The organism is Streptomyces cadmiisoli (assembly GCF_003261055.1).
GTDB lineage: Bacteria > Actinomycetota > Actinomycetes > Streptomycetales > Streptomycetaceae > Streptomyces > Streptomyces cadmiisoli.
Genome location: NZ_CP030073.1, coordinates 8,717,490 through 8,740,320 on the forward strand (window position 1 = coordinate 8,717,490; position 22,831 = coordinate 8,740,320).

Below are 22,831 nucleotides of genomic sequence, written 5' to 3' on the forward strand. Positions count from 1 at the left end.
GGGGGCTCAGGTGAGGCGATGGGATTCGTGTCCTGACCGGCTACAAGTCAGGTCGCTCGCCCCAGCGGTGATAGGCCGCGACAGCGGTCGGCAGTGTTGGGAAGATCAGCTCCGTGCCGACGGAGTCCACGAGTCCGTACGCCTCGAGGTCGTCCAGGAGATCCTGCTTCACGCGGGCGAGCGCGAAGACGATGCCGCGGCGGGTGAGCTCATGGCGCAGCTCGTCGAGGGCGTCCAGGGCGGTGATGTCGACCTCGACGTTGGCTTCCATGTTGAGAAGAAACCAGCGGACCGGAGTGGACTGACTGGCGACGGCGGCCAGGGCCCTGCGCCGGAAGTCCTCTGCGTTGGCGAAGAACAGGGGCGAGTCGTACCGGTAGACGAGCAGCCCGGGGATCGTACGGGCTTCGGCATAGTCGTCGACGTCATGCATGCCCGCCACCCCGGGCACCAGACCCTGGACGGCGTCGTGCGGGCGGGCCACTCGGGACAGCAGCTCGGCCACCGACAGGCCGACTGCCACCAGGACGCCGTACAGGACGCCCAGGGCCAGCACGCCGAGCAGGCACGCGAGGGCGAGGGCGAGTTCACGGTGGCGGAATGAGGCCAGTCGGCGGAACCCGGCGAGGTCGATCATGCGTGCCGCGGCGTAGACAACCAGTGCGCCGAGCACGGCGGACGGGATGTGGGCCAGTAGAGGGCTGAGGAAGAGCAGCACGGTGAGCACCACCGCACCGGCGACCAGGGAATATGCCTGGCTGCGGGCACCGAAGGAGGATGCGAGGGCGGTACGGCTGGCGCTGCTGCTCACGGGGAAGCCGTGCAGCGCGCTGGCGCCGAGGTTGGCGGCACCCAGAGCGATGAACTCCTGGTTGGGATTGAGTGTCGGTTTTTCGCCTCCGGCGTTGGCGAACGCTCGGGCGGTGAGGATGAAGTCGGAGTAGGCGACCAGGAGGACGCCGAGTGCGGGCAGGATCAAGCGGGGCAGCTCGTCCAGGTTCGGTACGGCGATGGGCGGTAGTCCCGACGGCACTTCACCGATCACCCGGATGCCGTATCGCTCTTCGAGGCCGAACCATGCCGTGGCCGCTGTGCCCAGGATGACGGCGAGCAGCGGCCCTGGAAGGGCAGGCATGTACCGCGCCATGGTGAAGAGGAAGGCGATCGCGGCGGCGGAGAGCGCAACGGTGGGTGGGGCGGCAGTCAGTAGATTTCTGGTGAAAGACCACAATTGAGGGAAGAAGTCGGTGCCCGACATCCGCACCCCGGTCAACTTCGGCAGCTGGTCCACGGCCATGATCAGCGCCACGCCCGCCATGTAGCCGATCAGTACCGGACGGGAGAGCAGATCCGCCAAGAACCCCAGCCGCGCCAGCCGCGCCAGCAGGCACAGCAGGCCGACCGTCGCCGCGAGTGCGGCGGCGAGCGGCGCATAGCGGCTGGGACTGCCTGCAGCCAGCGGGGCGACAACCGTGGCTGTCATCAGGGCAGTCGTCGATTCGGGGCCCACTGACAGTAGCCGTGATGTGCCGAACAATGCATACAGTGCGAGGGCGGGGAGGATCGCCCACAGGCCAGTGACCGGCGGAAGGCCGGCAACTCCGGCGTACGCCATGACCTGCGGCACCAGGTAGGCCGACACGGTGACCCCGGCGAGGAGGTCGCCCTTCAGCCACGAACGCCGGTAGCCGAGGAAAGCGTCGAGCCCGGGGGCAACCAGGCATAGCGTGTTGAGGCCGGGCAATGGGCGACGCCGTCTTCGGGGATTCCCATCCGCGCCGTCGGACATGAGTCGCCTTTCACCGTTTGCGCCAGTCTGCATCGAGTGGGACCTGCCGGTCCGGGCGAGCAGGACCATCGGTGGGTTGTTCAACCGAATGAGTGCGGATCTTCGAAAGTTTCTGGGTGCCGGCTGCCGTCGCGCGGCTGAGTGGCGAGCAACGCCCCGCAGCTCCGCCGTCAACCTCTTGGCTCTGGGTAGTACGAGCAGGCACGCTCGTCGAAGCCGTAAGCGACCCTGCGTTCCCCAGGATGCATGGGCTCCCGGGTCCCTCGCTCGGCACCGAACCGCCGGTCGGGGGCACCCGGGGTGGCCGACTACCCACGCTTACGCCGAGCGCGGGCTCGGCTGATCGCGGAAGGAACGGCAACTGGCCTGTGCGTGGTCGGCTGCCCGAGCCGCGTTTGGGCTGGTCGGCCCCAGCTGGTGAGGTGTGGCCTCTTCCGGCCGTGGCTTGGGAAGCGACACTTGAATGGTCGGCTCTTCCGCTCAGGAGGTGGTGCAGCCATGGACCGCGCGATCATTGTGGGCCTCGACGGCTCGCCCGAGAGCCGCGCCGCTGCCGAGTGGGCGGCTCGTGAGGCGCAGCTGCGTATCCTGCCGCTGAAGCTCGTTCACGTCTGGGAGCTGGTCTCGGAGCCCTTGGTGCAGGCTCCGATGCTTGGTGGAGAGACCCATCAGCACTGGAGCGACGAAATCCCACGCGAATCTGCCGAAGGACTCCTGCTGCGACATCCAGGTCTTGTGGTGACGGCTGAGCACGTCGCGGGTCGCCCGAGCGAGGTGCTGTGCGAGGCCGCGCAGGCTGCCGAACTGCTCGTCCTTGGATCACGAGGACTGAGCGGCGTCGGTGGGTTTCTTGTCGGCTCGGTCGGACTGGCTGTCGTGGCTCACGCCGAGTGTCCCGTGGTTCTCGTGCGGGTGGGTGGGCAGGCGGCGGACGAGCACGAGAAGGACCCCACGGGTATCCCGTCGGCGGCGACGCGATACCGGCCCGTCGTGCTCGGCCTCGACCTCACCACCCTCGACGCCTCGATGATCGACTTCGCCTTCGACGCGGCTGCCCGGCGTGAGAGCGTTCTGCGCGTCGTGCACGCGTGGGGGCTGCCCACGTACTTCGACTTCTACGGCGAGGACGCCGACACGGAGTGGTGCGTCGAGGTGTCCCGCAAGAAGGCCACCGAGCTGACCGAGGCGCTCAGGGCGTGGCGGCAGAAGTATCCCCGCGTCGACGTGGTCGAGGAGGTGCGGTGGGGAGGCCGGGCGGGTCACCTGATCGAGGAGTCCCGTGACGCCTCGTTGGTCGTCGTCGGTCGACGGATCCGCCGTCACCCGTTCGGTATGCACATCGGCCCCGTCACCCATGCTGTCCTGCATCACGCCACGGCTCCAGTCGCCGTCGTCGCGCACGACTGATCCACCCCGAGAAGGCGGCGGGTTTTCACGACAACTCCGCCGACGGCACCGGCCTCATGGCCGCGGTTCTTGAAATGCTTCTGTGCCGCCTCCCAGCCCTGGGTCGCAAGCTGCCCGTCGATCGTGCCGGGATTGCGATCATGAAAACGCAGGTGGCACTGCCAATCCACGCCCGCCTGGTGCTCAGTCCCTCCTTGGCGACCTTGACGATAGTCTCCGGCGAGGTCTGCTGCCCGGCTGTGGGCAGTGCGAGACCGATTTCCATGGGTCCTCCAACAGGTGCCATGCATGAACGGGCGGTGAGAGATCGCAGTCCCGACGAGTCAGCGATGCCGGGACGGGGCCGGCGACGCGCGCAGGGGAGGGGATGGTGCGCCGCGAGAAGCCGCCGCATGGCTGCCGAAATGCGTTGGCCAAGCTTCTTGCGCCCCTGTTAGAGAGGGTCATGACGTCTTGGACCCTGGCCCCTGAACCCTTCGATTCGGTCAACGCGAGCAATCTGCGTCGCGACTACTACGACGAGGTTGCGAGCCGCTACTGGAGACGGCCGGCCACATCCGACGAGATTGACCGGGGCTTGGCCGGGGACGGTGCCGAACTCCTTGCCCCGCCCACCGGCCAGTTCGTCGTCGGACACTACGGCGAAGAGGCTGCCGCCTGTGGGGGGCTACTGATGCTGGACGCCGAGCGGGCTGAGCTCACCCGCGTGTATGTGCGCCCCGCCTTCCGTGGCAGGAACGGGGCCGGCCTCTTGCTCGAGCTGTTGGAGAACGAGGCCCGTACACTCGGCGCCTGTCAGATGGTCCTCAATACGCGCCTTGACCTGATCGAGGCGCGCGCACTGTACGTCCGCCACGGCTATGCCGAGATCCCGGCGTATTGCACTGGTCCGTACATGGAGGTCTGGTATGGCAAGGGCCTCGCTCGGCCCGCTAGTGTGGATCAAGTAGACGCGTCCATTGACCGGGGGAGCACCGCGGTATGAGCGGCGAGGCCGAAGCCGGACGGGGCAGCGGAAGCGTCCCGGTCCAGTACCACCAGTTCGACGTCGGTGACCAGGACGCACCTGTCGTTTCCGATCTGGACCATGCGTGCAACGGACTCGTCAGAATCGCCGATGGCACTGTCATCGTCATGACTTCATGAGCACCTGACCAGAGGTGCCATCGAGAAGTTCACCGAGCTGCAAATCGTGGGTTCAGCCGGCTGCCGGTGCGACAGTCCAGTCTGGCTGCGGTGCCTCCGCAGCCAGGTGGGAATCGTGCAAGCTTCGGTTCTCAGGCGTTGCGGCTCTGGGCTTCGGCCTGTGCGATGGCTTCGGCTTCGCTGTCGGCCAGTGCGATCGCGACACCAAAGGCTTGGGCGATGTGGCCTGCGGCTGACATGACGCGTGCTGTGCCGACCACGGGGGCGATGGCGACGAGAAGATCTTGCAGTTGCTCGACGGTGAAGTCGGCTTTGAGCGCGGGGTCGATGTGGGCCAGGTAGGAGATCGCTGGTGCGTCCATGGCGACGAGTGCGGCGATGCGGCTCAAGATGAGCGACCGCTCGTCCATGTGGCAGCGCTCCATGGAGTCGATGGTCATGGCGGCGATCGTGTCGAGTACGGGCGCCTCGGATGCAGTGGCCATGGTGGGACCGCCTTCCGGTCTGTGGGGGAGCCGAACCACCACCCGCGAGACGCAGGGTCGCAGCGCATGTCCGGCCGTTGGTCTCAGCGTAGACACCCCCAGTTGGTGGCGCGCGTCGTGCAGACATCTGGTTCGAGTGGGGACTTTGCGATGCTGGCGGGCGCGCAGAACGGAGTCTCTGACGCGGCTTTCGTGGCGTCGAGCAGGGGCGCGTGGTCTCGCAGATGCTTTTTCGCTCGAACACCGATGGGTTTGTGGAAGTCCTGCCGTCTGGGGCGCAGTTCTCGCTATGGCCTGCCGGAATGTTCGGGTGCATGATGGTTGATGCAGAAGGGCGCCATGCCCCGAGAATCGATCGAAGAGGTGGTGTTCCGCGGATCGCTGATCGGGTCAGGATTGCCTGGCCAGACCGACGGACCCTGGGAGGGTCGATGCGGCGCCGTGCGCTGCGCGGAGCATTTTAAACACAGCTGAATCCGCGATTTCGTGCCCGTTCTTGCTGAGTGCTGCACTCATGTCATCTTCGACTGTGCGATCGAAGCAGAAGCGGATTTGCGGTACGTGTTCCGGTCACCTCCACGGCGGTTGTCCCGCAATAGAACGTCACCGGGTGAAAGCCCGAGGGTGGAAGAAGGGAGTACACGGGTGTACCTTGCGTACGACTACCCCTTGCTCGGTGCCTTTTGGACCATGCTGTGGTTCTTCTTGGGGATCATGTGGCTCTTCCTGCTCTTCAAGATTGTTTTCGATATCTTCCGTGACGACACGTTGGGTGGCTGGGGGAAGACCGGCTGGTTAGCGTTTGTGATCCTGCTGCCTTTCCTCGGTGTCTTCGTCTACGTGCTCGCCCGGGGCAAGGACATGGGCCGTCGTGAGATTGAGCGGGTGATCGAGCAGCGCCGGGCGTTCGACGCCTATGTCCGGGACGCGGCAGAAGGTGCCCGCCCGAGCAGTGCTGATGAACTCGCCAAGCTCTCCGAGCTGCGTTCCCACGGCGACATAACGCCGGAAGAATTTCAGAAAGCGAAAGAACTGGTCCTGACCGGCAGCGGCCCGTCGGGCGGTACCACTACGGCGACACCGCCTGACTCTCGCTGATCATCGGACGAAGCCTCCGGTGCCGAGATGCCCACGACAGCCCTGGGTGACGGCCGGGCCAACCGGACAGGCCTTCACGCAAGCGCTCGCACAGGTTGCAGAGCGCGGCGTGACGACACATGCCGCAGCATCGATCGGATCTCCAACAGCGTCAGTGCTCTCCTTCGGCACCCCGCACGACGGCGACCGGGCAGTGCGCGTGATGCAGTACCGCTTGGCTGACCGACCCGAGCAGCAGCCCGGTGAATCCGCCACGCCCACGAGCACCGACCACCAGCAACTGCGCGCCACGACTCGCCTCGATCAGCGCCTCGCGGGTACCCCCGTGCACCACGCGATGCTGTACGGCCACATCCGGGCTGCGTTCCCGGTGACCGGCAAGTGCCTCGGCCAGCAGTCGCTCCTCCTGCTCGGCAAGCCGGCCGGGTGGGTTCGCGTACGGCTCCGCGGCATCCTGTGGCGCGGGCAGGGCCGCGTTCCACCTGGTCCAGGCGTGCACTGCCGTCAGGGGCGCTTTGCGCAGGGAAGCCTCGGCAAAGGCGAAACTCACCGCCTGCTCGCCCGTGGCGGAGCCGTCCACCCCCAGCAGCACGGGCCCCGTGTCATCAGCCACCCCTCGCACGACCAGCAGCGGACACGTGCTGTGCGCGGCGAGATGTACCGCGGTCGACCCCACCAGCAGGCCGACGAAACCGCCCTTGCCCCGTGACCCGACGACCACGAGTTGAGCGTCGCGCGACTGTGCCTCCAGCACGGTCACCGGTTCCCCCATCACGACCGCATGGGCGACGTCCACATCCGGCGCGGTGGACCTGGCACGCGCCATCGCCTCGCCCACCAAGCGCTCGACCACCTTCCGGATCTCGCCCTCGGGCGGGCCCAGTGGCGACGGATCCACCGGCACATGCATGCCCGGCCACACGAACGCATGCACCACCCGCAGACCCGCCCCACGCAACCGGGCTTCTCGTGCCGCTGTCTCCACCGCGGCAAGACTCGACGCCGACCCGTCCACGCCCACGACCACCGGACCGTTCATCACGTCTCCTGGCACCCAGACGTCCCAAGACCTTCCGATACCAGCGTGACCCCGACAACGCCACCGTGCCAGGAGAGCGAGGTGCGCTCAGACTGGTGCGCCGTGCCCGTACTCTGGCGGCCGGCAATGCTGCGCGACTGCTTTGCAGCCTGCCCGGTGTAGCACCGGCCGCTCGTCCTCCAGGTATTCGATCATCTTCCGGTGGCGGGGTGCGCCGCTCCGCTCACGGAATGCCAACCGAGTTCGCAGCTGCGGCTGTTCACGCCGTCGATGAGGGCGGCGTCCTGCTCGCTGAGCCTCTGCCCGTCAGGTGCTGCTCGGGGTCGCACAGGGCCTCGGTCTCGCGTGGATTGTGCGTGGTGCGGTGGAGGTGCCGCGGGTTCGGAGGTGGCTGTACGTGCCGGAAGCGGATGGCGCCGGTCAATCGACGGGGGTGACGTGGTCGACGGGCGAAGCCTCGCCGGGCTGGTCGTATGGGGTGATGGCGGACGCGTTTCCTGTCTCAGTGGCCCGGGCCGCGATGCTGACTTTCTTCGCAGCTTCCCGCCCGGGCCTCAGCAGGCGATCTTGTCCGGGCGGGCACACAATGACGGTGGGGGATCCTGCCGCGGCTGTGGCCGGATGTGTGGTTCTGCGGTCTGGAGGTCGTGGGACATGGGAGCGATGCGGCCATGATGGTCGAAGAGCAGACCCCTCAAGTGCGTGCGTGCCTCCCCGTCGAGGGCTCGAGCCGCCACCCCGGTCCGGGAGAGCGCACCGATCCCGCAGGGTCGCGGACAGCCCCGCCGCCCGGCTCGCAAGACGAATTGGTGTACATCAGGGACATGGTGGCGCGGCTGAGGGTTGCTTACCCCTCGGTGGACGCGGTCACCGTCGAAGCAACGGTCAGGACCGCATACGACTCGTTCCACCAGGCCAGGGTCAGAGCCTACGTCCCGATTCTGGTCGAACGTCGGTCCCGGAAGGTGCTCCGTGCCGCTTGCCACACCGCTCCCGGCCAGGCCATCGACGGCAGCACGGTCCCTGATACGTGCTGTGCTCCACCCGGACCTCAGAAGGACCGATCGTGATGTCGGACGACAGAGCTGAAGGCATCGCGGATTTCATCGGGTTACCACGGGTGATGTCTCGGTCGACGGTGTGCCTGCTGTCGGCCCCGGGTTCGAAGTGGGCGCCGCGGTACGTGGTGTCGGCGGGCCGGAGGCGGTTCGCGTGGACCTGTGCGGGGGCGATCCGCGCGTCCACCCCGATGGCCATCGATCCTCATTTCCCCGGGTGGGGGAGAGGCGTGGAAGGACCTGCTCATTATCAAGCGGGACCTGGAGCGGGAGGCCCCTTGCGGGACCCCGGCCGATCCGTGCGCCGACCGGCGGCCGTCGGCCGCGCGGGGTGACCGGCCGAAGGAGAAGCGCGGCTAGGCGTGTCGGAGGGGCCGGGCGTGCACCGGCCCGGACGCATCCGGGGCCACGGATCGGAGGCAGGACGATGACGGTGCGTTCGAATTCCGTGGGAGAACAGCCTCCGTCTGCGGGGGACGGGTGGTACGCGCGCGATCCTGAGGAGGTCGTAGCGGCGTTCGGTGTCGATCCGACGGTCGGTCTTTCCGCGGGACGGGCCACGCAGCTCCTGGCGGCGCACGGCCCCAACGCGCTGCCCGAAGAGAAGCGGTCTCCGGCCTGGCGCCGGTTCCTCACTCAGTACCGCAGTTACATGCAGATCGTGCTTGTGGCCGCGGCAGTCGTCTCGCTCCTCATCAAGGAGTGGACCACCGCGATCTTGCTGATCGTCCTGACTCTGCTGAACGCGGTCGTGGGCCTGCGCCAGGAGGGCAAGGCAGAGAGCGCGATGAACGCGCTGCAGTCGATGATGAAGGCGACGGCACGGGTGCGCAGGGACGGGTCGGAGGCCGAGATCCCCGCCGAAGAGCTTGTCGTCGGCGACATCGTGCTCATCGGCGCCGGGGACCAGGTGGCGGCGGACGGACGCATCATCGAGGCCAATGCCTTGCAGATCGACGAGTCGGCGCTCACCGGCGAGAGCGTTCCCGCTGCGAAGGACGCCGGCACACTCCAAGGCCCCCGACCGGCACCCGGCGACCAGGCGAACATGGCGTTCATGAACACTCCGGTCACGCACGGCAGCGGCGTACTGGTCGTCACCGCGACCGGCGTCGGAACCGAGGTCGGCAAGATCTCCGGGATGCTGTCGGCCACCGGGAAGGAGGTACCGCCGCTCACCAAGGAGCTTGACACTCTGACGCTGTGGATCACGGGGGCGGCAGGCCTGACCATGATCGTGATGTTTGCGCTGGGACGGCAACGGGACCAGGCTTGGGACGTTCTCTTCGTCAGCGCGGTCTCGCTGGCCATCGCCGCCATCCCCGAGGCGCTGCCGACCGTTACCCAGGCGATCCTGTCCGTCGGCAGCCTCAACCTGGCCAAGCGGAACGCCATCGTCAAGGAACTGCCCTCGGTCGAGACCCTGGCGTTCACGTCGGCGATCAACTCGGACAAGACCGGCACCCTGACCATGAATCAGATGACGGCCGTCGAGGTCGTGACTCCCACCGACCGGTACACCGTCTCGGGCATGGGCTACGGACTCGCGGGGAAGGTCCACCATGCCGTGGGCTCCGCCGCGGGCATCGAGGACGCGATCTTGCCGTACGTCGTGGCCAGCGACGCGAAGCTGGTGGACGGCGAGGTGGTGGGCGATCCCACCGAGGGCGCCCTGCTGGTGCTCGGGCACAAAGCCGGGCTGGACATCGACGCCACCAGGGAGGGTCTTCCCCGACTCGCCACGCTGCCGTTCGATCCGGGCTACAAGCTGATGGCCACCTTCCACTCGGCGTTCGACGCTTCTGGGCGGCCGGTGGTCCGGTGCTTTGTCAAAGGCGCGGTTCCGGCCGTGGTGGCGCGGGCCGCCACCGCGCTCGCGGCGGGCGCGTCCATCCCGTGGGACGCCGAGCTGGCCGCGCGCGCCGAGGCACAGACCCAGCGGATGGGCGGCGAGGGCCGACGGGTGATGGCCGCGGCCACCCGTGATCTGGACCCGGCCGGCTTCGATCCGGACGGCGACCTGCTCGCCTACGTCACCGAGGTGCGGATGACCAGTCTTGTCGGCATGGTCGATCCGCCCCGCGAGGATGCCAAGGCCGCTGTGGCCGGCGCCCAGGCCGGGCACATCCGGGTCCGTATGGTGACCGGTGACGACGTCACCACCGGTGCGGCGATCGCCCGGCAGCTCGGCATCCCCGGCGAGGCGGTGCTCGGTGCCGACTTCGCCGATATGAGCGAGGACGAGCAACTCGCGCGCATCGACGGCATCGGTGTCGTGGGCCGCGTCGCGCCGGAGCACAAGGTACTGCTCGCCGACACGCTCAAGAAGAAGGGCGACGTCGTGGCGATGACCGGGGACGGCGTCAATGACGCGCCGGCCATCAAAGCCGCCGACATCGGTATCGCCATGGGCAGCGGCACGGACGTGGCGAAGAACGCAGGACGCATGATCCTCTCCGACGACCGCTTCGCCACGATCGTCTACGCCGTGGAACAGGGCCGGAGAATCTACGACAACCTCACCAAGTACATCCGATTCGTACTGCTCCTGCTGGTCACCTTCGTCCTGACGTTCCTCGGGGCCACCATCTTCAACATCGCCGCCGGTGAGCCCTTCACCCCGCCGCAGGTGCTGTGGATCCACTTCGTGGTCAACGCCTCCTTCGGCTTCGCGCTCGGCTTCGACCGGGAGAGTCCCGGGCTCATGCGACGCAGGCCGCGCCCGAGAGGGGAGTCGGTGCTGACCCGGCCCGTACTGCTCACGGTCGGAATCGGTGGACTGGCGATCACTGTCGTGCTGCTCGGACTGATCAAACTCGGTCAGGCTCACTTCGACAGCGTCGAGACCGGTCAGTCGATCGCGTTCACCGCCTTCGCGCTCTGTCTGATCGTGGCCGCGTTCGAGTGTCGCAGTGAGACGGATTCGGTGCTGACGACGTCCACCTTCGACAGCAAGCAGATGAACTGGGTGGCACTGACCCAGTTCGTCCTCGCGGTGCTGGTCACTCAGATGGACGGCTTCCGCCGCATCCTCGGGACGACGGAGATCAACGCTCGGCAGTTCGGCTGGGCGCTGCTGGCCGCCCTCGCGCTCCTGCTGCTGTGGGAACTGGGCAAGCTGCTCGCCCGTAGGAGCCGGAGCGCCCGGTCGGTGCAATGAGACAGATCGGAAGGGCGGTCCGCGACAATCCGGCGCGGGATGACCGGTACCCCGCTGTGCTGGCCGGCGTCCCCCTTCGCCGCGCCCGCATCGCTGTCCTACCGCGCCCATACCGGAGGCTGGACGACGTGTGTCTTGTTGTCACGCTCCGGGGATGTTGCGCTTCACCAGTCGATCGGGCGGGTCGCGTTCGATCACGCGCCGAAGCCGTCATCTGGAGCGTTGATTGGCGGGGGTGAGCATTCGTGGGCGCCGATCGAGTGCCCGGCACTCACCAGGAGGGGCTCGGGGACGGACTCCGTCCGGAAGATGAAGTCGACACCTGTCATCTCGACCTGCACAGCGAGCTGTCCGGGCGGTTGGTGAAGTGTGACGGGACTGAAGCGGCAACCGATTGCGTTGAGTTCAGCCGTCACTTGAGTCTGGGTCAAGGGCCCGCGAACGTGGCGAGTGCCGTTGTTCCCGGGACAGGTAGCTCGATGGTGTCTCGCCAGGTCTGCAGGCTGATCGACGTGATGCGGCGGCAGCGACAGACACAGAACTCAGCGTCTCCGTAGGAGAACAAATGGGGCCAGCGCCGCCTCTTGCTCACCCGCCCGATGTCCCATGGTCGCCCGCGCGTCGCGGCGATCTCATTGAGAATCGCGCCGCAGCGCAGCGGGTATATGGCTGCGGTCGAGCCGAACTGGGCCAGGGTTCGAAGGACGGTCACGCAGTGGAGCGTGCCACCAGTCCTGTTTGGACGTCCATCGAGTTGATCCCCTCCAGAGCCGGCTGGGGCGGAACGCTACGGCGCGGGCGGCGGGTCGGTCCACCCGCCGCCCGCGCCCTGGTCCCAGCGGGCGCCGTCCGTCCCGTTCGCGCGTCGGCCGGTCCTGCCGGGGCGACGTGCGGGTGGCGGTCAGCCGACCGGGAACGCGTCGGGGCTCATGATGCGTTCGCGGATCCAGACGCCGGCGGGCTTCAGCGGTGCCGTGCCGGTCCAGGAACCGGGGTTGTTGCAGGTCCCGGTCTTGAAGACGGCGCCGGTGCGGTGGTCGTCGGAGAAGTTCCAGTTCGTCCAGCTGATCTTCTTGCTCGCCATGAGGTCGAGGTAGCGCTGCGACATGGCAAAGTCGTTGTTCCCCTCGCCGGCGTAGTTCTGGGTGCCGAACTCGGTGACGAACACGGGGAGTTTGTCGGCGGCGCGTGAGAGGGTCGCGAGGTACTCGTCGCGGTGGGAGTCCGCGTAGAAGTGGAAGGTGTACATGATGTTGGACGCCTGGACCGGGTTGTTCACCACTTCGGACTCGTTGGCGCCCTCGGAGACCCCGAACGAGGACCAGGCGCGGGTTCCGACCAGGACGGGCGCGTTGGTGTCGATGCCCCGGATGGTCGGGATGATCTGCTCCGCGTAGCTCTTGATCCGGGACCAGCTCACGCCGCTGGGCTCGTTGGCGATCTCGTAGAGGATGTTGTTCTTGTCCTTGTTGCGGTTGGCGATGTCAGTGAAGAACTGCCGGGCTTTGCTGAGGTTGCTGTGCGGGTCGCCGGGGGTGAGCATGTGCCAGTCGACGATCACGTACATGCCGCGGTCGGTCGCCTGCTGGATGAGTGAGTTGGCGAGGTTCGTGAAGTGCTGCGGGTTCGTCTCGTACCCGCCCTCCTGGACGTAGGTCGAGACCCGCAGGACGTCGGCCTTCCAGTCCTGTGCCAGGGCGTTGAGCGAGCCGCTGGTCAGACAGTGCGGGTACCACTGAGTGCCGTGCGTGCTCATGCCCCGCAACTGGATGGGGTTGCCCCGGCTGTTGCAGAGCTTCGTGCCGCAGACCGCGAGCTGCCCGTTGGCTCCGACGGGTGTGGCCGCGACGCGTCGTGCGGCGGGGTCGGCGTCGGACGTCGGCGGGGCGGCCGTCTCCGCGGCGCGGTTCGTTTCCGCGCGGGCGGCGGTGGTGGGCAGGACGGACGTGTTCAGCAGCAGGGCGCCGCCGAGTGCGGCCGCCAGTGCGGCCGGGCCTAACAGCTTGATCCTCATGGTGACCTGAACTCCGTTCAGCCGGATAACCGATAGGAAACTTTCCTAACGGTAGGGAAGCAGGTCTTCCGCAAGTCCGGCAAGGGTGCCGTCGAGACCGGCGCCCCCGGGTCATTCACAGGAACGCGGGCGGTGTGGAGGCCGCCCGGGCCCGCGCAACGCAACGGGCGCGGACGCTGTTCAAGCTCCGGGCCCGCGGGCCTGGCGGATGTCAGGTCACCTCAGGCAGAAGACCCCGGGTCCGCTGGTGCGCGGTGTGGCCGCGGCCGTCGGCGGCACGGCCGCTCGCACCGTCCACGTACCTCATGCGCGCTTCACGATCGCCGCATGTCTTCGGCCCCACGCGTCGGCGAGTTCGGCGAACCGCTTGGTCCGGCCTCCTCAGCCGGCCCCGTGCAGACAGAACCGAGTATCTTCGCGATCTTGCCCCAGTCCTGGTCACCTGGGCTTGGATCAAACTGATGACCCGCTGCCTCATCCGCAGGGCCGCCCCGACCAGAGTCGTATGGAACGTCTGAACCAGGTCGCCGCGAGCGTTCAAGAACGCATACACACAGGAAACGTCACTCGAATGGCCTACGCATTCTCGGGCCGAACGCGCGGCGTTCACCCAGTCGGCCCACACTGAACCTGGACTGCTGCCGGACCTTCGTTCGTCAGGAGGCATCGTGGTCGTGCTCGCTCTGCTCGTGCCGGTAATGCTGCTGCTCATGATGTTGGCGCTGGATGTCTTCGAAAACCTCCTGTTCCCACCGTCACCGACACCGCCTGAGGATGTCCCGCCGGAGCACGTGACCGGCAGCCGTCCTGATCACGGACAGTAGACCTCGGGCATCACCGTGCTCCGGTTCGAAAACAGTCACTGCAGGCAGCAGGCGGCAGCCACGGTCTGGCCTGTCAGCGGCGCTCACCCTTCCTGGCGCTGGACCGCAGAAGATGACACACAGGACGGTCCGGGCCTCCGGGCGAAGCGGTTCGCTCTTCTGGACCGGCCCCTTCGTCTGTCGCTGATCCGAACCGGCACGACTGCCGCGCGGCCGGACCTCAGCAGCCTGTACGTAATCGGCCGGTGGCCCAGGAAACGGACGAGGGCGGCGTAGCCCGACGCAGTGTCGGTGTACGCCGCCCCGCCTTGCTGAGCGATCAGTATGTGGGCGGGCCGACAGCTGAGTATCGGTCCCGGCCGGTGATCTTCCGGTCGGTTGAGTGTTGCCGCGGTGTTGTCAGCGAAGCTTGTACGCCGTGGGCATGGTCTGCTTCACGGTGTTGCCTTCGCTGTCGGTCGCGTTGATCCGTAGTGCGACGCCCTTGGGGGCCTGGTCCCGCTTCGGGTGCTTGATCTTCGTGGTGAAGGTGTTCTTCCCTTCGGCCTTGGTGGTCGTAGGGCGCCAGGTCTTGCCGCCGTCGAAGCTGGTCTCGGCCTTCAGTGTGGTCACCCTGGGGAGGGCGGAGAGGCGTTCCTGGTAGTAGCCGGTGACCGTGATCTCGTGGGTGTCGCCGGCTTCGGCGGTGTTGTCCAGTGCGAGATTGAGGTCGTACTTCAGGAAGATCAGCGGCTCGGGTCGGCAGGCAGCCTGATTGTTGTCGAACAAGTCGCCTATGCAGGGCTGGTGCGCAGGGGTGTCCGCCTTGGTCACCTCGGCGGAGGCGTACTCCCACACGGTTCTGACCCCGTTGGTCTCGGCCTCGAAGGTGTACCGGGCCGATTCGGACGGCAGGTCGTAGGCGTTGACCCCGCAGCCGGAGAGAACGAACACGGTGGCGGTTGCGAACGCCGCGAGGGTTCCCGTGCGGCGTCGCGGCGACAGCACGCTCGTGTTCATCGCGTTGAGCTCCTTAGGTGTCTGGTCCGTCATCGCCGACTCCCGAGACCAGGATCCGCCGCGGTGTCGCGGTGGCCCCGAAGGGCGGGCTCGCCCCAGTCCGCACGCGGTGTGACCTCGTCGCCGGACTGGTTGAGCAATCTGAAACTGCAGGCAGGCGGCATGCAGGCCGGAGCCCCGTTGAGGAGCTCGGGGAACGCTATTCCGAGGACGAAGCCCACCGGAGCCTGGGGACCGCCGCTGCTGCTGCTCATGGCGAAGGTCGGGTGGAAGGTGTTGCCCTGACGGCAGCCCACGCACGGGGTTTCGGTCGCGAGCGTGAAGCCGGACTTCGTCCGCAGCTGCGTGACGGCCCCCGGCACGGTCGGTCCCTGGTTCCAGAGGACTTCGGTCCTGCCGCCGAAGATCACGTCTTGTCTCTCGCTGCCTTCCCGAACCAGGACGGAGGGTCGGGCGTGTTCGGCCCAGACCATGTCGAACCGGTGGATGGCGTCGTCCTGCCGCTTCACGTAGGTGGTGAGGGTCTGCTGCATGGGGGTGCGCGGCAGATGCAGGGTCTCCGCGGTGGGAGCGTCCTTGGAGTGCTGCTGCCACGTCAGGTCGGCGACTTCGAGGCGCCGTTCGCCGTGGAGGTGGTGGTCGACCCGGTCGAGCTGCTCCTTCTCGAGCCGGTAGGGAAGGTTCGACGGGATCTGGCCCTTGGTGATGTGCCTGGAGGCGTAGACCGTCGGCGTGGTGCTGCCGCCGAGGCGGATCTCAACCTTCGACGGGGCGGCGTCGATGCGCTTGATCAGACGGTCCGCCTCGCCCTGGGGCACTCTCACGATCGGAAGCGCCGCATACGGCTCGACCGGGGGGCAGCTCTCCAGCTTGTCCTCGCAGGTGACGAACTGTCCGAACACAGAGCCCAGCGAGCCGAGGCCAGGTGCGGCGACCATCACGCCGACGGCGCCGGCGGCATGAGCGGCCGCCACCCGCTCGTCCCTGAGCTTCGGGAAATCGCACATGTAGAGATCCGTGCAGATGTCGGTCGGCGTCAACAGCGCGAGCTTGCCTCGGGCGTTGACTTTGCCGAACTCTGCGGTGGTCCCGGTGCCTGCGTACACCACCGGTATGCGTCCCTCGGTCGGCAGTCGTGGAACCGAGAACCTGACCTGGCCCTGGACGGTCTCACCGTTGTCCTGCCACGTTCGCAGTCCGGTCCCGGTCGAGACGTCCGGGGCGTGGTAGCGCGCATCCAGGCGGAAGGGGGCACCGCCACCTACAGCCTGCATGGTGACGACGGGAGTCGTCTGCACGCTGTGCAGGTCGTGGGTGAGGGTGCCCATGCGCACCTTGGCGGTCGGCAGTGACCACCACTTCCCCGAGGAGTAGTCGTTGGAGAGCATGGTCTTCATTCCCCACGCCCCCGTCGTGGAGGTTCGATTGACGACGTATCGCCTCTCGTAGTTCTCGGTGGGCTCCGGAGCCTGCACTTCCAGCGGCTTGAGATTGCGCAGGTCGAACGTCACCGTGGTCGCCTTGGTGAGCTTGACCTCCGGCGCGACCGGCAGGGCGTTGTTCCATTTGCCGGCCGCGTCCAGCCAGCCGACCATGGCACCGACCGAGTAGGTGCCGGGGACGAATCGCCTGGTGATCGGGACAACTGGATTGTCGATCGGGCCGACCGGCCCGCCCTGCAGTTCCTTCTCGTCGAGCGGCAGGAAGTTGGTCCAGTTGTACCGGAAGTCGGTGACGCCCGGCGGGCGGATGACGTTCACGGTCAGCGGGAACATCTCGGGCTCGAGGTAGGCGCTGACGAGCGAAGTGGTCCGCACCGTGCCTGTGGTGTCCCGGGCGGTCACCCGCCCGTTGTAGGTGCCGTAGAGCCCGTCCGCGCCGAGCACGCTGCCGTCAAGTGTCACCGGCACGTCGGCCGACCCGTTGGCGGGTACGACCACCTCATCGGTGCCCAGCGTGACCAGACCGGCCGGAGCAGGCTTCTCTCCGCGGGAGACCGACGCGGCGAGCTTCAACGTGATCGCTTCGTCGGTGCGGTTGGTGTAAGTGATCTTCTTGGTGATCGGTGCGTTCGACGGGTAATCCTGGCGGCCGAAGTCCAGATTCCCGCTCGTGGTGATCGTCGGGTCGAGCGCGGCGGCAAGGTCCACCCGGCCGACTCCCTGGGCGGACACTTCGTGTGCCAGGTCCGTGGCCGTGCTCATCAGCACGCTCTTGATCTCGTCGCCGGTCATCTCCGGGCGCTGTTGTGCGATGAGGGCCGCGGCACCCGCCACGTGCGGCGTGGCCATCGATGTCCCGTTGGCGCTGGTGTAGTGCTCGTCCACCACGGTGCCCATCTCCGTACCGGCGGCACGTGCTGCGACGATGGCGACACCGGGAGCGGCGATGTCCGGCTTGGCCCCGCCGTCCCCGACCCGGGGTCCGCGGCTGGAGAAGGAGGCCATCTTGTCCGTCTTGTCGACCGCCGCCACGGTCAGTGCCTCGTCGGCGGCTCCGGGTGCGCCGACCGTCTCGCTCTGGGGTCCGCTGTTACCCGCAGCGACCACGAACAGGGTCCCGGTGGTGCGGCTGAGCTCGTTGAGCGACTGACTCAGCGGATCGGCCCCGTCGGTGGGTTGGCCACCGAGGCTCATGTTGACGACCTTGGCCCCCGAGTGGGCGGCCCACTCCATGCCCGCGATGATGGACGACGTGAAACCTTTGCCGTCGTCCCTGAGTACCTTGCCGACGCGCAGCTTGGCGCCGGGCGCGACGCCCTTGCGCAGCCCCTTGGAGGCAGCTCCGGTGCCGAGGACCGTGGCCGCCACATGGGTGCCGTGTCCGTGCCCGTCCCGGGCACCCGTGGGACTGGCGGTGAAGTCGACCTGTTCGACGAGGTTTCCGGACACGTCCGGGTGGTTGGGGTCGATGCCGGTGTCCAGCACCGCCACGGACACGCCAGCGCCGTCGTAGCCCCGGTCCCAGGCTGCCTTTGCCCCGATCTGGGGTACGGAGTCTTCGAGGTCGATCTCGGCCAGAGCGTCGAGCCACACCTTCTTGACCCCGGGCAGAGAACCGGCGGACCGGCCGGTGTCGGCGTCCGTCTTGCCTCTGACCTCCCGCCACCACCGGCCGCCGTCGGCGATCTCCATCGCGCGGCCATTGATGCTCGGGAGCTCCCTGTCGACGCTCGCTCCGGCAATCTTCGGTGCCTTGCGCGCCGCAGCCTCACCGGTGTACGTGACGAGCACCGGCACCTCGCCGACCTCACCCTCCCCGCCGGCCTTGGCCGCCGCAACGACCGTCAGTAGCTCACCCAGGTCGAAGAGCCCCCAGTCGAGCGATCCGTCATTCAGCAATGCGAGGGCATCGCTGGGGACGACGTGCACAGTGCCTTCGCGCGTGATGGTCTGAAACACGACGGAGGACCCATCGGCCCGCGCCGCGATCTTGATGTCGCGGGCGACCGGCTCGCCGTCGGCATTGATGCCGACCTGCACCTTGTCACCGGTGATCAGCGTCACGGTGACGCTTCCGCCGGCTGCGGCGACGATCCGCTTCAGATTGTCGTCGGCGGTCACCCGCACGTGCTTCGTGCGTGCGGTATCGGCCAGCGGCGCCTTGTCGGCACGCTCGGCAGCGTGTGTCGCCATGGGTGACACAACGGTCCCGAAGACGGTCAGACCAATGGTCAGCGCGCCCAAGCGTCTCCCGAGACGCTTCATTGTCGGTTTATGCCTCATCTATCGGTCTCCTGTAAGGATCTCGTCGATCAGGGTCTCTGGGGGTGCCTTGCGTGCATGCACGCCGAAGGGCGACTCCCGCGCCGGGCGCCACGAAGGCTGCCCGCCTTGCGCAAGCACGTGGTCGGCCGGGGCGGGACGACGGCACTAGCGATCAGGGATGAGCCGTGAGCCTCACGTCAGAGCGGTTCGTACTCGTGGACAGCGTCGGTATCGCCCGAGCTCCGCGTGGGCGGGGCGTCTACCGGGTCAGCCGGCCGCTCCGTTGGAACCTGTTCGTCAGGTACGTGGAGCGACGCGATGACTGAGTCACTCGCCGGCTCGGGCTCCGGCGGTTGCGGGGACAGCATGGTGAGGAGTGTGCAGTCGAGCCCGGTCCCAGCTCGATTGGTCAGATGGGGGATTAAATTCCCGCCGCTCACCCTGCATTTGTTTCGTCTCCGGGCGAGGCGGGGCAGTTCTTTCGTCGCTCACGGAGGCCCTTCATCATCGACACGGCCCTGCGATCGAGCGCCGAAGTGATGTCGCGCCGCACCAGGGCAATGAGTGAGCAAGTAGTTCCTGGGGCCTGGCGTGATCGGACGGATGTGGGATTGAGCGGCGCAGGTTTGCGTCGCGCCGGCCCACGCCGCTCGATGCAATGACGTTGCACGTTGCCGTGGGTACGGCTAACACATTGCGCCGGTCACGTCGTGTGAGTCCGGCACGGGGATCGGGCCAGCGGGCCCTGGAAATGGGTGGTGTCGGCGGCTTGCCCGCGACCGGATGCCGCCGCTTCTGGAGTGACCTGCGGTTCTCGACTTCCAGGCCTTGCCGGGCGCTCTGTTCGCGCTGCTGAAGGCGCCGGAGGGCGAGCGGTACTCGTTGGGGGCGACGTGGTCGGCTACTGCCTTCGAGGAGACACCCGACGCGATGTCAAGGCTTCGTGGTCTACCGTGACCGAAGCGGCAGCGGCATCGCTCTGATGACACGTCACTCCACGTCATGATAGATGTTTGGCCTCCGGCCCGCAGTCGTCCCCATCACCCCGCTGGCCAGCCGCGATGGACACCGGCAAACATGTCTACAGCCTTGGCAACCACTCCCCGAACACTGAGGTATGTGCACGTGGCACGTGATCTGAAGTCCCTCCTCGTGACCGACAACGGTCCCGTTCGCTCCATACAGTTGAACAGTCCGGAGAATGGGAACCTGCTCTCGGAGCTGATGCTCGACGAACTACTCGCTGTGCTGAACGCGGCGGATGACGACCCCGCAATCCGCGTGCTCGTCCTCTCCGGCGCGGGAGGTAACTTCTGCGTGGGTGCGGACAGGGGCGAGTTGATCTCGCTGCTCGCCGAGGACCCTTCTGGGACATCGCTCCGCACCGTCGCGGTCAAGGGGCGTCGCGTATGTGACGCCCTCGCCTCGACCGAGTTGGTGACCATCGCCAGGCTTCATGGCTCGGTCATCGGAGCGGGGCTTGCACTCGCCGTCTTCTGCGATCTGCGGGTCGGGACGGACGAGTGCCGATTCTGGCTCCCGGAGGTCGAGTTCGGGACCCCGCCGGCCTGGGGTGGCGCTCTGCCCCGCCTGATCAACGAGGTGGGAGCCGCCAGAGTACGCGAGCTGATCCTGGCGGGTGACAGATTCGACGCCGCGACCGCACATGAGCTGTCGATCCTGCACAAGGTCGTCCCGGGGCGTGAGTTGGACGAGGCCGTGGCACGGTGGACCGAGCCGCTCGCACGCCGTCCCTCGGCCGCGCTCCGGACTGCGAAGCTGATGCTGAACGGCTATGCCGCCGCACCTCGTCTCGCCGACGGCGCCCATTTCGACGCGGACCTGCTGGCCTCGGCGATGACCAGGCACGAACTGACGCAGCAACGCTGACGATCCGGATTTGTTCCGTGAATGTTCCGGACCCTCGGTCCTCAAACGATCACGGCACCTGAACGAACATGACTACGATGTGATCCCGCTCGCTGATCCACGGCCTCCCTCACACCTTGCCGCACATGGGCCAGCGATGTGTGTGAGGACGTAGCGCAACCCCCAGAAAGTGAACCGCCATGTATGACAACGTGTCTGTCGACACCTTCTTGCTCAACCCCCAGAAGTTTGACGGAGCTCCTTTCGATGAGGAGACCCGGCAGCTCATGCGCGCCTTCATCGACTGGTACGAAGGCCGCGGCAAGAAGCAGCTCGTCGACGACTATGCCGACTGGCACCGTGACTTCCTGAACTTCGCGGGTGAGGCAGGTCTGTACTCGTCCTGCCTGATACCCGCGGAGGACAGCGCCGGTGAGCAGCGCTGGGACACGGCCCGCAATTCGGCGCTCAACGAACTACTCGGCTTCTACGGCATCAACGGCTGGTACACCTGGCACGTTTCCATCCTCGGACTCCTACCGATCTGGGGCAGCTCCAACACCGCTGCCCGCAAGCGGGCGGTCGAGCTGCTCAAGCAGGGCCACTCCGCAGCGTTCGCCCTCTCCGAGAAGGAGCACGGTGCGGACATCTACTCGACAGACATGCGCCTGGAGCCGGCCTCCGGCGGCCAGTTCGTCGCCAACGGCGCGAAGTACTACATCGGTAATGGCAACGTTGCCGGACTGGTCACGGTGTTCGGTCGCCGCACCGACATCGACGGCGTGGACGGCTACATGTGCTTCATCGCCGACAGCCGCCAGGACGGATACCGTGCCGTCCGCAACGTGGCCAACCAGCATCTGTACGTCGGCGAGATCGCGCTCGAGAACTACGTGGTCCGGCCGGAGGACATCCTGCACACCGGCCGTGCGGCGTTCGACGTGGCTCTGAACTCCGTGAACATCGGCAAGTTCAACCTGTCCGGAGCGGGCCTCGGCGCGACCGAGCACGCCCTGTACGAGTCCCTCAACCACGCGCACAACCGTGAGCTCTACGGTCGGCGTGTGACCACGTTCCCGCATGTCCGCCGTCTCTTCAGCGAGTCCTACCTGCGGCTTGTCGCAATGAAGTTGTTCACCGGTCGCGCGGCCCACTACATCCGAGCAGCGAGCGCCGAAGATCGGCGTTACATCCTGTTCGCCGCGCTGAGCAAGGTGCACGTGACCACCGAGGCGGAGCGCGTGATGTCCCTGCTGTGGGACGTGATCGCTGCCAAGGGCTTCGAGGCGAACACCCACTTCAACTGGGTCGCGCGTGACCTGCCCGGCCTGCCGCGGCTGGAAGGCACGGTCCACGTCAACACCCTCCTCGTACTCAAGTTCATGCGGGGCTACTTCACCGGCGACGCGTCGGTGGCCCCCGTGCCCGACCTGACCACAGCGCTGTCCGACGACAGCTACGTCTTCCAGCAGGCGGGGGCGGGCAACCTCGGGGACGTGCGGTTCGCAGACTGGCGCACCGCCTTCGACGGCTTTGCCCACCTGGAGAACGTCCGGCAGTTCCGGGAGCAGGCGGAACAACTCCTCGCCCTGGTGTCCGGCGACGGGGTGGCGAAGAAGATGGACCGCGACATCGAGTTCGCCCTCGCCGTCGGCCCGCTGTTCACCCTGGTTGTCTATGGCCAGCTCGTCCTCGAGCAGGCCTCCCTCCTCGGCGCCGACGCACGCGTGGTCGACAGCGTTTTCAACCTGCTGGTGAAGGACTTCTCGGGCCGACTGGTCGAGTTCCACGGCCACCCGTCGGTCGACGAGTCCGAGCAGGCCTGGGCGATGGCAGCGGTGCGGCGTCCTCACTGGAACGAGGACCGCGACGCCCATGTCGAGAAGCTCGTCGAGTCCCTCGTCGACGCCTACGAGATGGGCCCCTGACAGGCTGACATCCTGAGCCGAGCCAACGGCCCGCCGATTCGCCGGCGGGCCGTTGGCGTCCCGCAGCACCGCGGGCGGCCACTGAGAACGAGTGATCACCGGGCGCGCTCCGACCCGACCGGCTCGTCGGCTGGGCCCGGGGGAGCCCTCCGGGCCGGAGACAACGTCCTCCGGGCCGGAGACAACGTCCTCCAGGACAGGGCCAGCGCCACGCGCCCGAGCTCGACGAGGCGTCGTCGCGGGCTGCATCGGGTCGGTCCTTCCGACCCGAGACAGGTCAGGACCGGCGGACGCGAGAGAAGTGGTCA

At 67.2% G+C, this 22,831-nt stretch carries 15 protein-coding genes; 9 read left to right on the forward strand and 6 right to left on the reverse strand.

What is annotated here, in order from left to right; translation table 11 throughout:
• Positions 1 to 40: 40 nt before the first annotated feature.
• Positions 41 to 1,789, reverse strand: a complete 1,749-nt coding sequence (locus tag DN051_RS38350) for a SulP family inorganic anion transporter (protein ID WP_112441467.1) — start codon at positions 1,787 to 1,789, stop codon at positions 41 to 43.
• 498 nt (positions 1,790 to 2,287) lie between these two features.
• On the opposite strand from DN051_RS38350, the gene DN051_RS38355 reads away from it, so the two are divergent.
• The 3 genes from DN051_RS38355 (at position 2,288) to DN051_RS45320 (ending at position 4,342) form a co-directional block, all read left to right on the forward strand.
• Positions 2,288 to 3,196, forward strand: coding sequence for a universal stress protein (locus DN051_RS38355; RefSeq protein ID WP_112441469.1), 909 nt, complete (start codon positions 2,288 to 2,290; stop codon positions 3,194 to 3,196).
• Positions 3,197 to 3,641: 445 nt separating this feature from the next.
• Positions 3,642 to 4,181: a GNAT family N-acetyltransferase gene (locus DN051_RS38360; protein WP_199315023.1), complete on the forward strand. Its 540-nt coding sequence runs from the start codon at positions 3,642 to 3,644 to the stop codon at positions 4,179 to 4,181.
• Positions 4,178 to 4,342: a hypothetical protein gene (locus DN051_RS45320; protein WP_162625079.1), complete on the forward strand. Its 165-nt coding sequence runs from the start codon at positions 4,178 to 4,180 to the stop codon at positions 4,340 to 4,342. Before DN051_RS38360 ends, DN051_RS45320 begins: the two co-directional genes overlap by 4 nt.
• A 131-nt stretch (positions 4,343 to 4,473) precedes the next feature.
• Here the strand turns inward: DN051_RS45320 and DN051_RS38365 are convergent, their stop codons facing one another.
• Positions 4,474 to 4,827 carry a hypothetical protein gene (locus tag DN051_RS38365; protein ID WP_053760391.1) on the reverse strand — a complete coding sequence of 118 codons (354 nt, stop codon included), beginning with the start codon at positions 4,825 to 4,827 and terminating at the stop codon, positions 4,474 to 4,476.
• Positions 4,828 to 5,517: 690 nt separating this feature from the next.
• Here DN051_RS38365 and DN051_RS38370 point away from each other — a divergent pair.
• Positions 5,518 to 5,925, forward strand: a complete 408-nt coding sequence (locus DN051_RS38370; RefSeq protein ID WP_112442797.1) for an SHOCT domain-containing protein — start codon at positions 5,518 to 5,520, stop codon at positions 5,923 to 5,925.
• Positions 5,926 to 6,076: 151 nt separating this feature from the next.
• Here DN051_RS38370 and DN051_RS38375 read toward each other — a convergent pair whose 3' ends face one another.
• Complete coding sequence (locus DN051_RS38375; protein WP_112441471.1) at positions 6,077 to 6,964, reverse strand: universal stress protein; 888 nt, start codon at positions 6,962 to 6,964, stop codon at positions 6,077 to 6,079.
• A gap of 824 nt (positions 6,965 to 7,788) precedes the next feature.
• Here DN051_RS38375 and DN051_RS47910 point away from each other — a divergent pair.
• Both DN051_RS47910 and DN051_RS38380 read left to right on the forward strand, forming a co-directional pair.
• On the forward strand, positions 7,789 to 8,034 hold the full coding sequence (locus tag DN051_RS47910) for a three-helix bundle dimerization domain-containing protein (protein WP_381279992.1): 246 nt from the start codon (positions 7,789 to 7,791) through the stop codon (positions 8,032 to 8,034).
• A 415-nt stretch (positions 8,035 to 8,449) separates the two neighbouring features.
• The gene (locus tag DN051_RS38380; protein ID WP_112441473.1) at positions 8,450 to 11,182 is read left to right on the forward strand and encodes a cation-translocating P-type ATPase; all 2,733 of its coding nucleotides are present in this window, start codon (positions 8,450 to 8,452) and stop codon (positions 11,180 to 11,182) included.
• 901 nt (positions 11,183 to 12,083) lie between these two features.
• Here the strand turns inward: DN051_RS38380 and DN051_RS38390 are convergent.
• The gene (locus DN051_RS38390) at positions 12,084 to 13,196 is read right to left on the reverse strand and encodes a glycoside hydrolase family 5 protein (RefSeq protein WP_112441475.1); all 1,113 of its coding nucleotides are present in this window, start codon (positions 13,194 to 13,196) and stop codon (positions 12,084 to 12,086) included.
• A gap of 668 nt (positions 13,197 to 13,864) precedes the next feature.
• Here DN051_RS38390 and DN051_RS45970 point away from each other — a divergent pair.
• Complete coding sequence (locus DN051_RS45970) at positions 13,865 to 14,020, forward strand: hypothetical protein (protein ID WP_199314794.1); 156 nt, start codon at positions 13,865 to 13,867, stop codon at positions 14,018 to 14,020.
• A gap of 399 nt (positions 14,021 to 14,419) precedes the next feature.
• On the opposite strand, the gene DN051_RS38395 is transcribed toward DN051_RS45970, so the two are convergent.
• A complete protein-coding gene (locus DN051_RS38395; RefSeq protein WP_162625080.1) occupies positions 14,420 to 15,052 on the reverse strand; it encodes a hypothetical protein in 633 nt (210 codons plus the stop codon).
• A complete protein-coding gene (locus DN051_RS38400; RefSeq protein WP_162625081.1) occupies positions 15,049 to 18,654 on the reverse strand; it encodes a S8 family peptidase in 3,606 nt (1,201 codons plus the stop codon). Before DN051_RS38400 ends, DN051_RS38395 begins: the two co-directional genes overlap by 4 nt.
• 1,149 nt (positions 18,655 to 19,803) lie before the next feature.
• On the opposite strand from DN051_RS38400, the gene DN051_RS38405 reads away from it, so the two are divergent.
• Together DN051_RS38405 and DN051_RS38410 are read left to right on the forward strand one after the other, a co-directional pair.
• A complete protein-coding gene (locus DN051_RS38405; RefSeq protein WP_053760399.1) occupies positions 19,804 to 20,616 on the forward strand; it encodes an enoyl-CoA hydratase/isomerase family protein in 813 nt (270 codons plus the stop codon).
• A 179-nt stretch (positions 20,617 to 20,795) separates the two neighbouring features.
• The gene (locus tag DN051_RS38410; protein ID WP_112441481.1) at positions 20,796 to 22,523 is read left to right on the forward strand and encodes an acyl-CoA dehydrogenase family protein; all 1,728 of its coding nucleotides are present in this window, start codon (positions 20,796 to 20,798) and stop codon (positions 22,521 to 22,523) included.
• Positions 22,524 to 22,831: the final 308 nt, after the last annotated feature.

Coding starts and splice junctions, on each gene's coding strand:
- DN051_RS38390 (WP_112441475.1), bottom strand. CDS start 13,196: ATGAGGATCAAGCTGTTAGGCCCGGCCGCACTGGCGGCCGCACTCGGC.
- DN051_RS38395 (WP_162625080.1), bottom strand. CDS start 15,052: ATGACGGACCAGACACCTAAGGAGCTCAACGCGATGAACACGAGCGTG.
- DN051_RS38360 (WP_199315023.1), top strand. CDS start 3,642: ATGACGTCTTGGACCCTGGCCCCTGAACCCTTCGATTCGGTCAACGCG.
- DN051_RS38355 (WP_112441469.1), top strand. CDS start 2,288: ATGGACCGCGCGATCATTGTGGGCCTCGACGGCTCGCCCGAGAGCCGC.
- DN051_RS38400 (WP_162625081.1), bottom strand. CDS start 18,654: ATGGCGACACACGCTGCCGAGCGTGCCGACAAGGCGCCGCTGGCCGAT.
- DN051_RS38370 (WP_112442797.1), top strand. CDS start 5,518: ATGCTGTGGTTCTTCTTGGGGATCATGTGGCTCTTCCTGCTCTTCAAG.
- DN051_RS38365 (WP_053760391.1), bottom strand. CDS start 4,827: ATGGCCACTGCATCCGAGGCGCCCGTACTCGACACGATCGCCGCCATG.
- DN051_RS47910 (WP_381279992.1), top strand. CDS start 7,789: ATGGTGGCGCGGCTGAGGGTTGCTTACCCCTCGGTGGACGCGGTCACC.
- DN051_RS38405 (WP_053760399.1), top strand. CDS start 19,804: ATGTCTACAGCCTTGGCAACCACTCCCCGAACACTGAGGTATGTGCAC.
- DN051_RS38350 (WP_112441467.1), bottom strand. CDS start 1,789: ATGTCCGACGGCGCGGATGGGAATCCCCGAAGACGGCGTCGCCCATTG.
- DN051_RS45320 (WP_162625079.1), top strand. CDS start 4,178: ATGAGCGGCGAGGCCGAAGCCGGACGGGGCAGCGGAAGCGTCCCGGTC.
- DN051_RS38375 (WP_112441471.1), bottom strand. CDS start 6,964: ATGAACGGTCCGGTGGTCGTGGGCGTGGACGGGTCGGCGTCGAGTCTT.
- DN051_RS38410 (WP_112441481.1), top strand. CDS start 20,796: ATGTATGACAACGTGTCTGTCGACACCTTCTTGCTCAACCCCCAGAAG.
- DN051_RS38380 (WP_112441473.1), top strand. CDS start 8,450: ATGACGGTGCGTTCGAATTCCGTGGGAGAACAGCCTCCGTCTGCGGGG.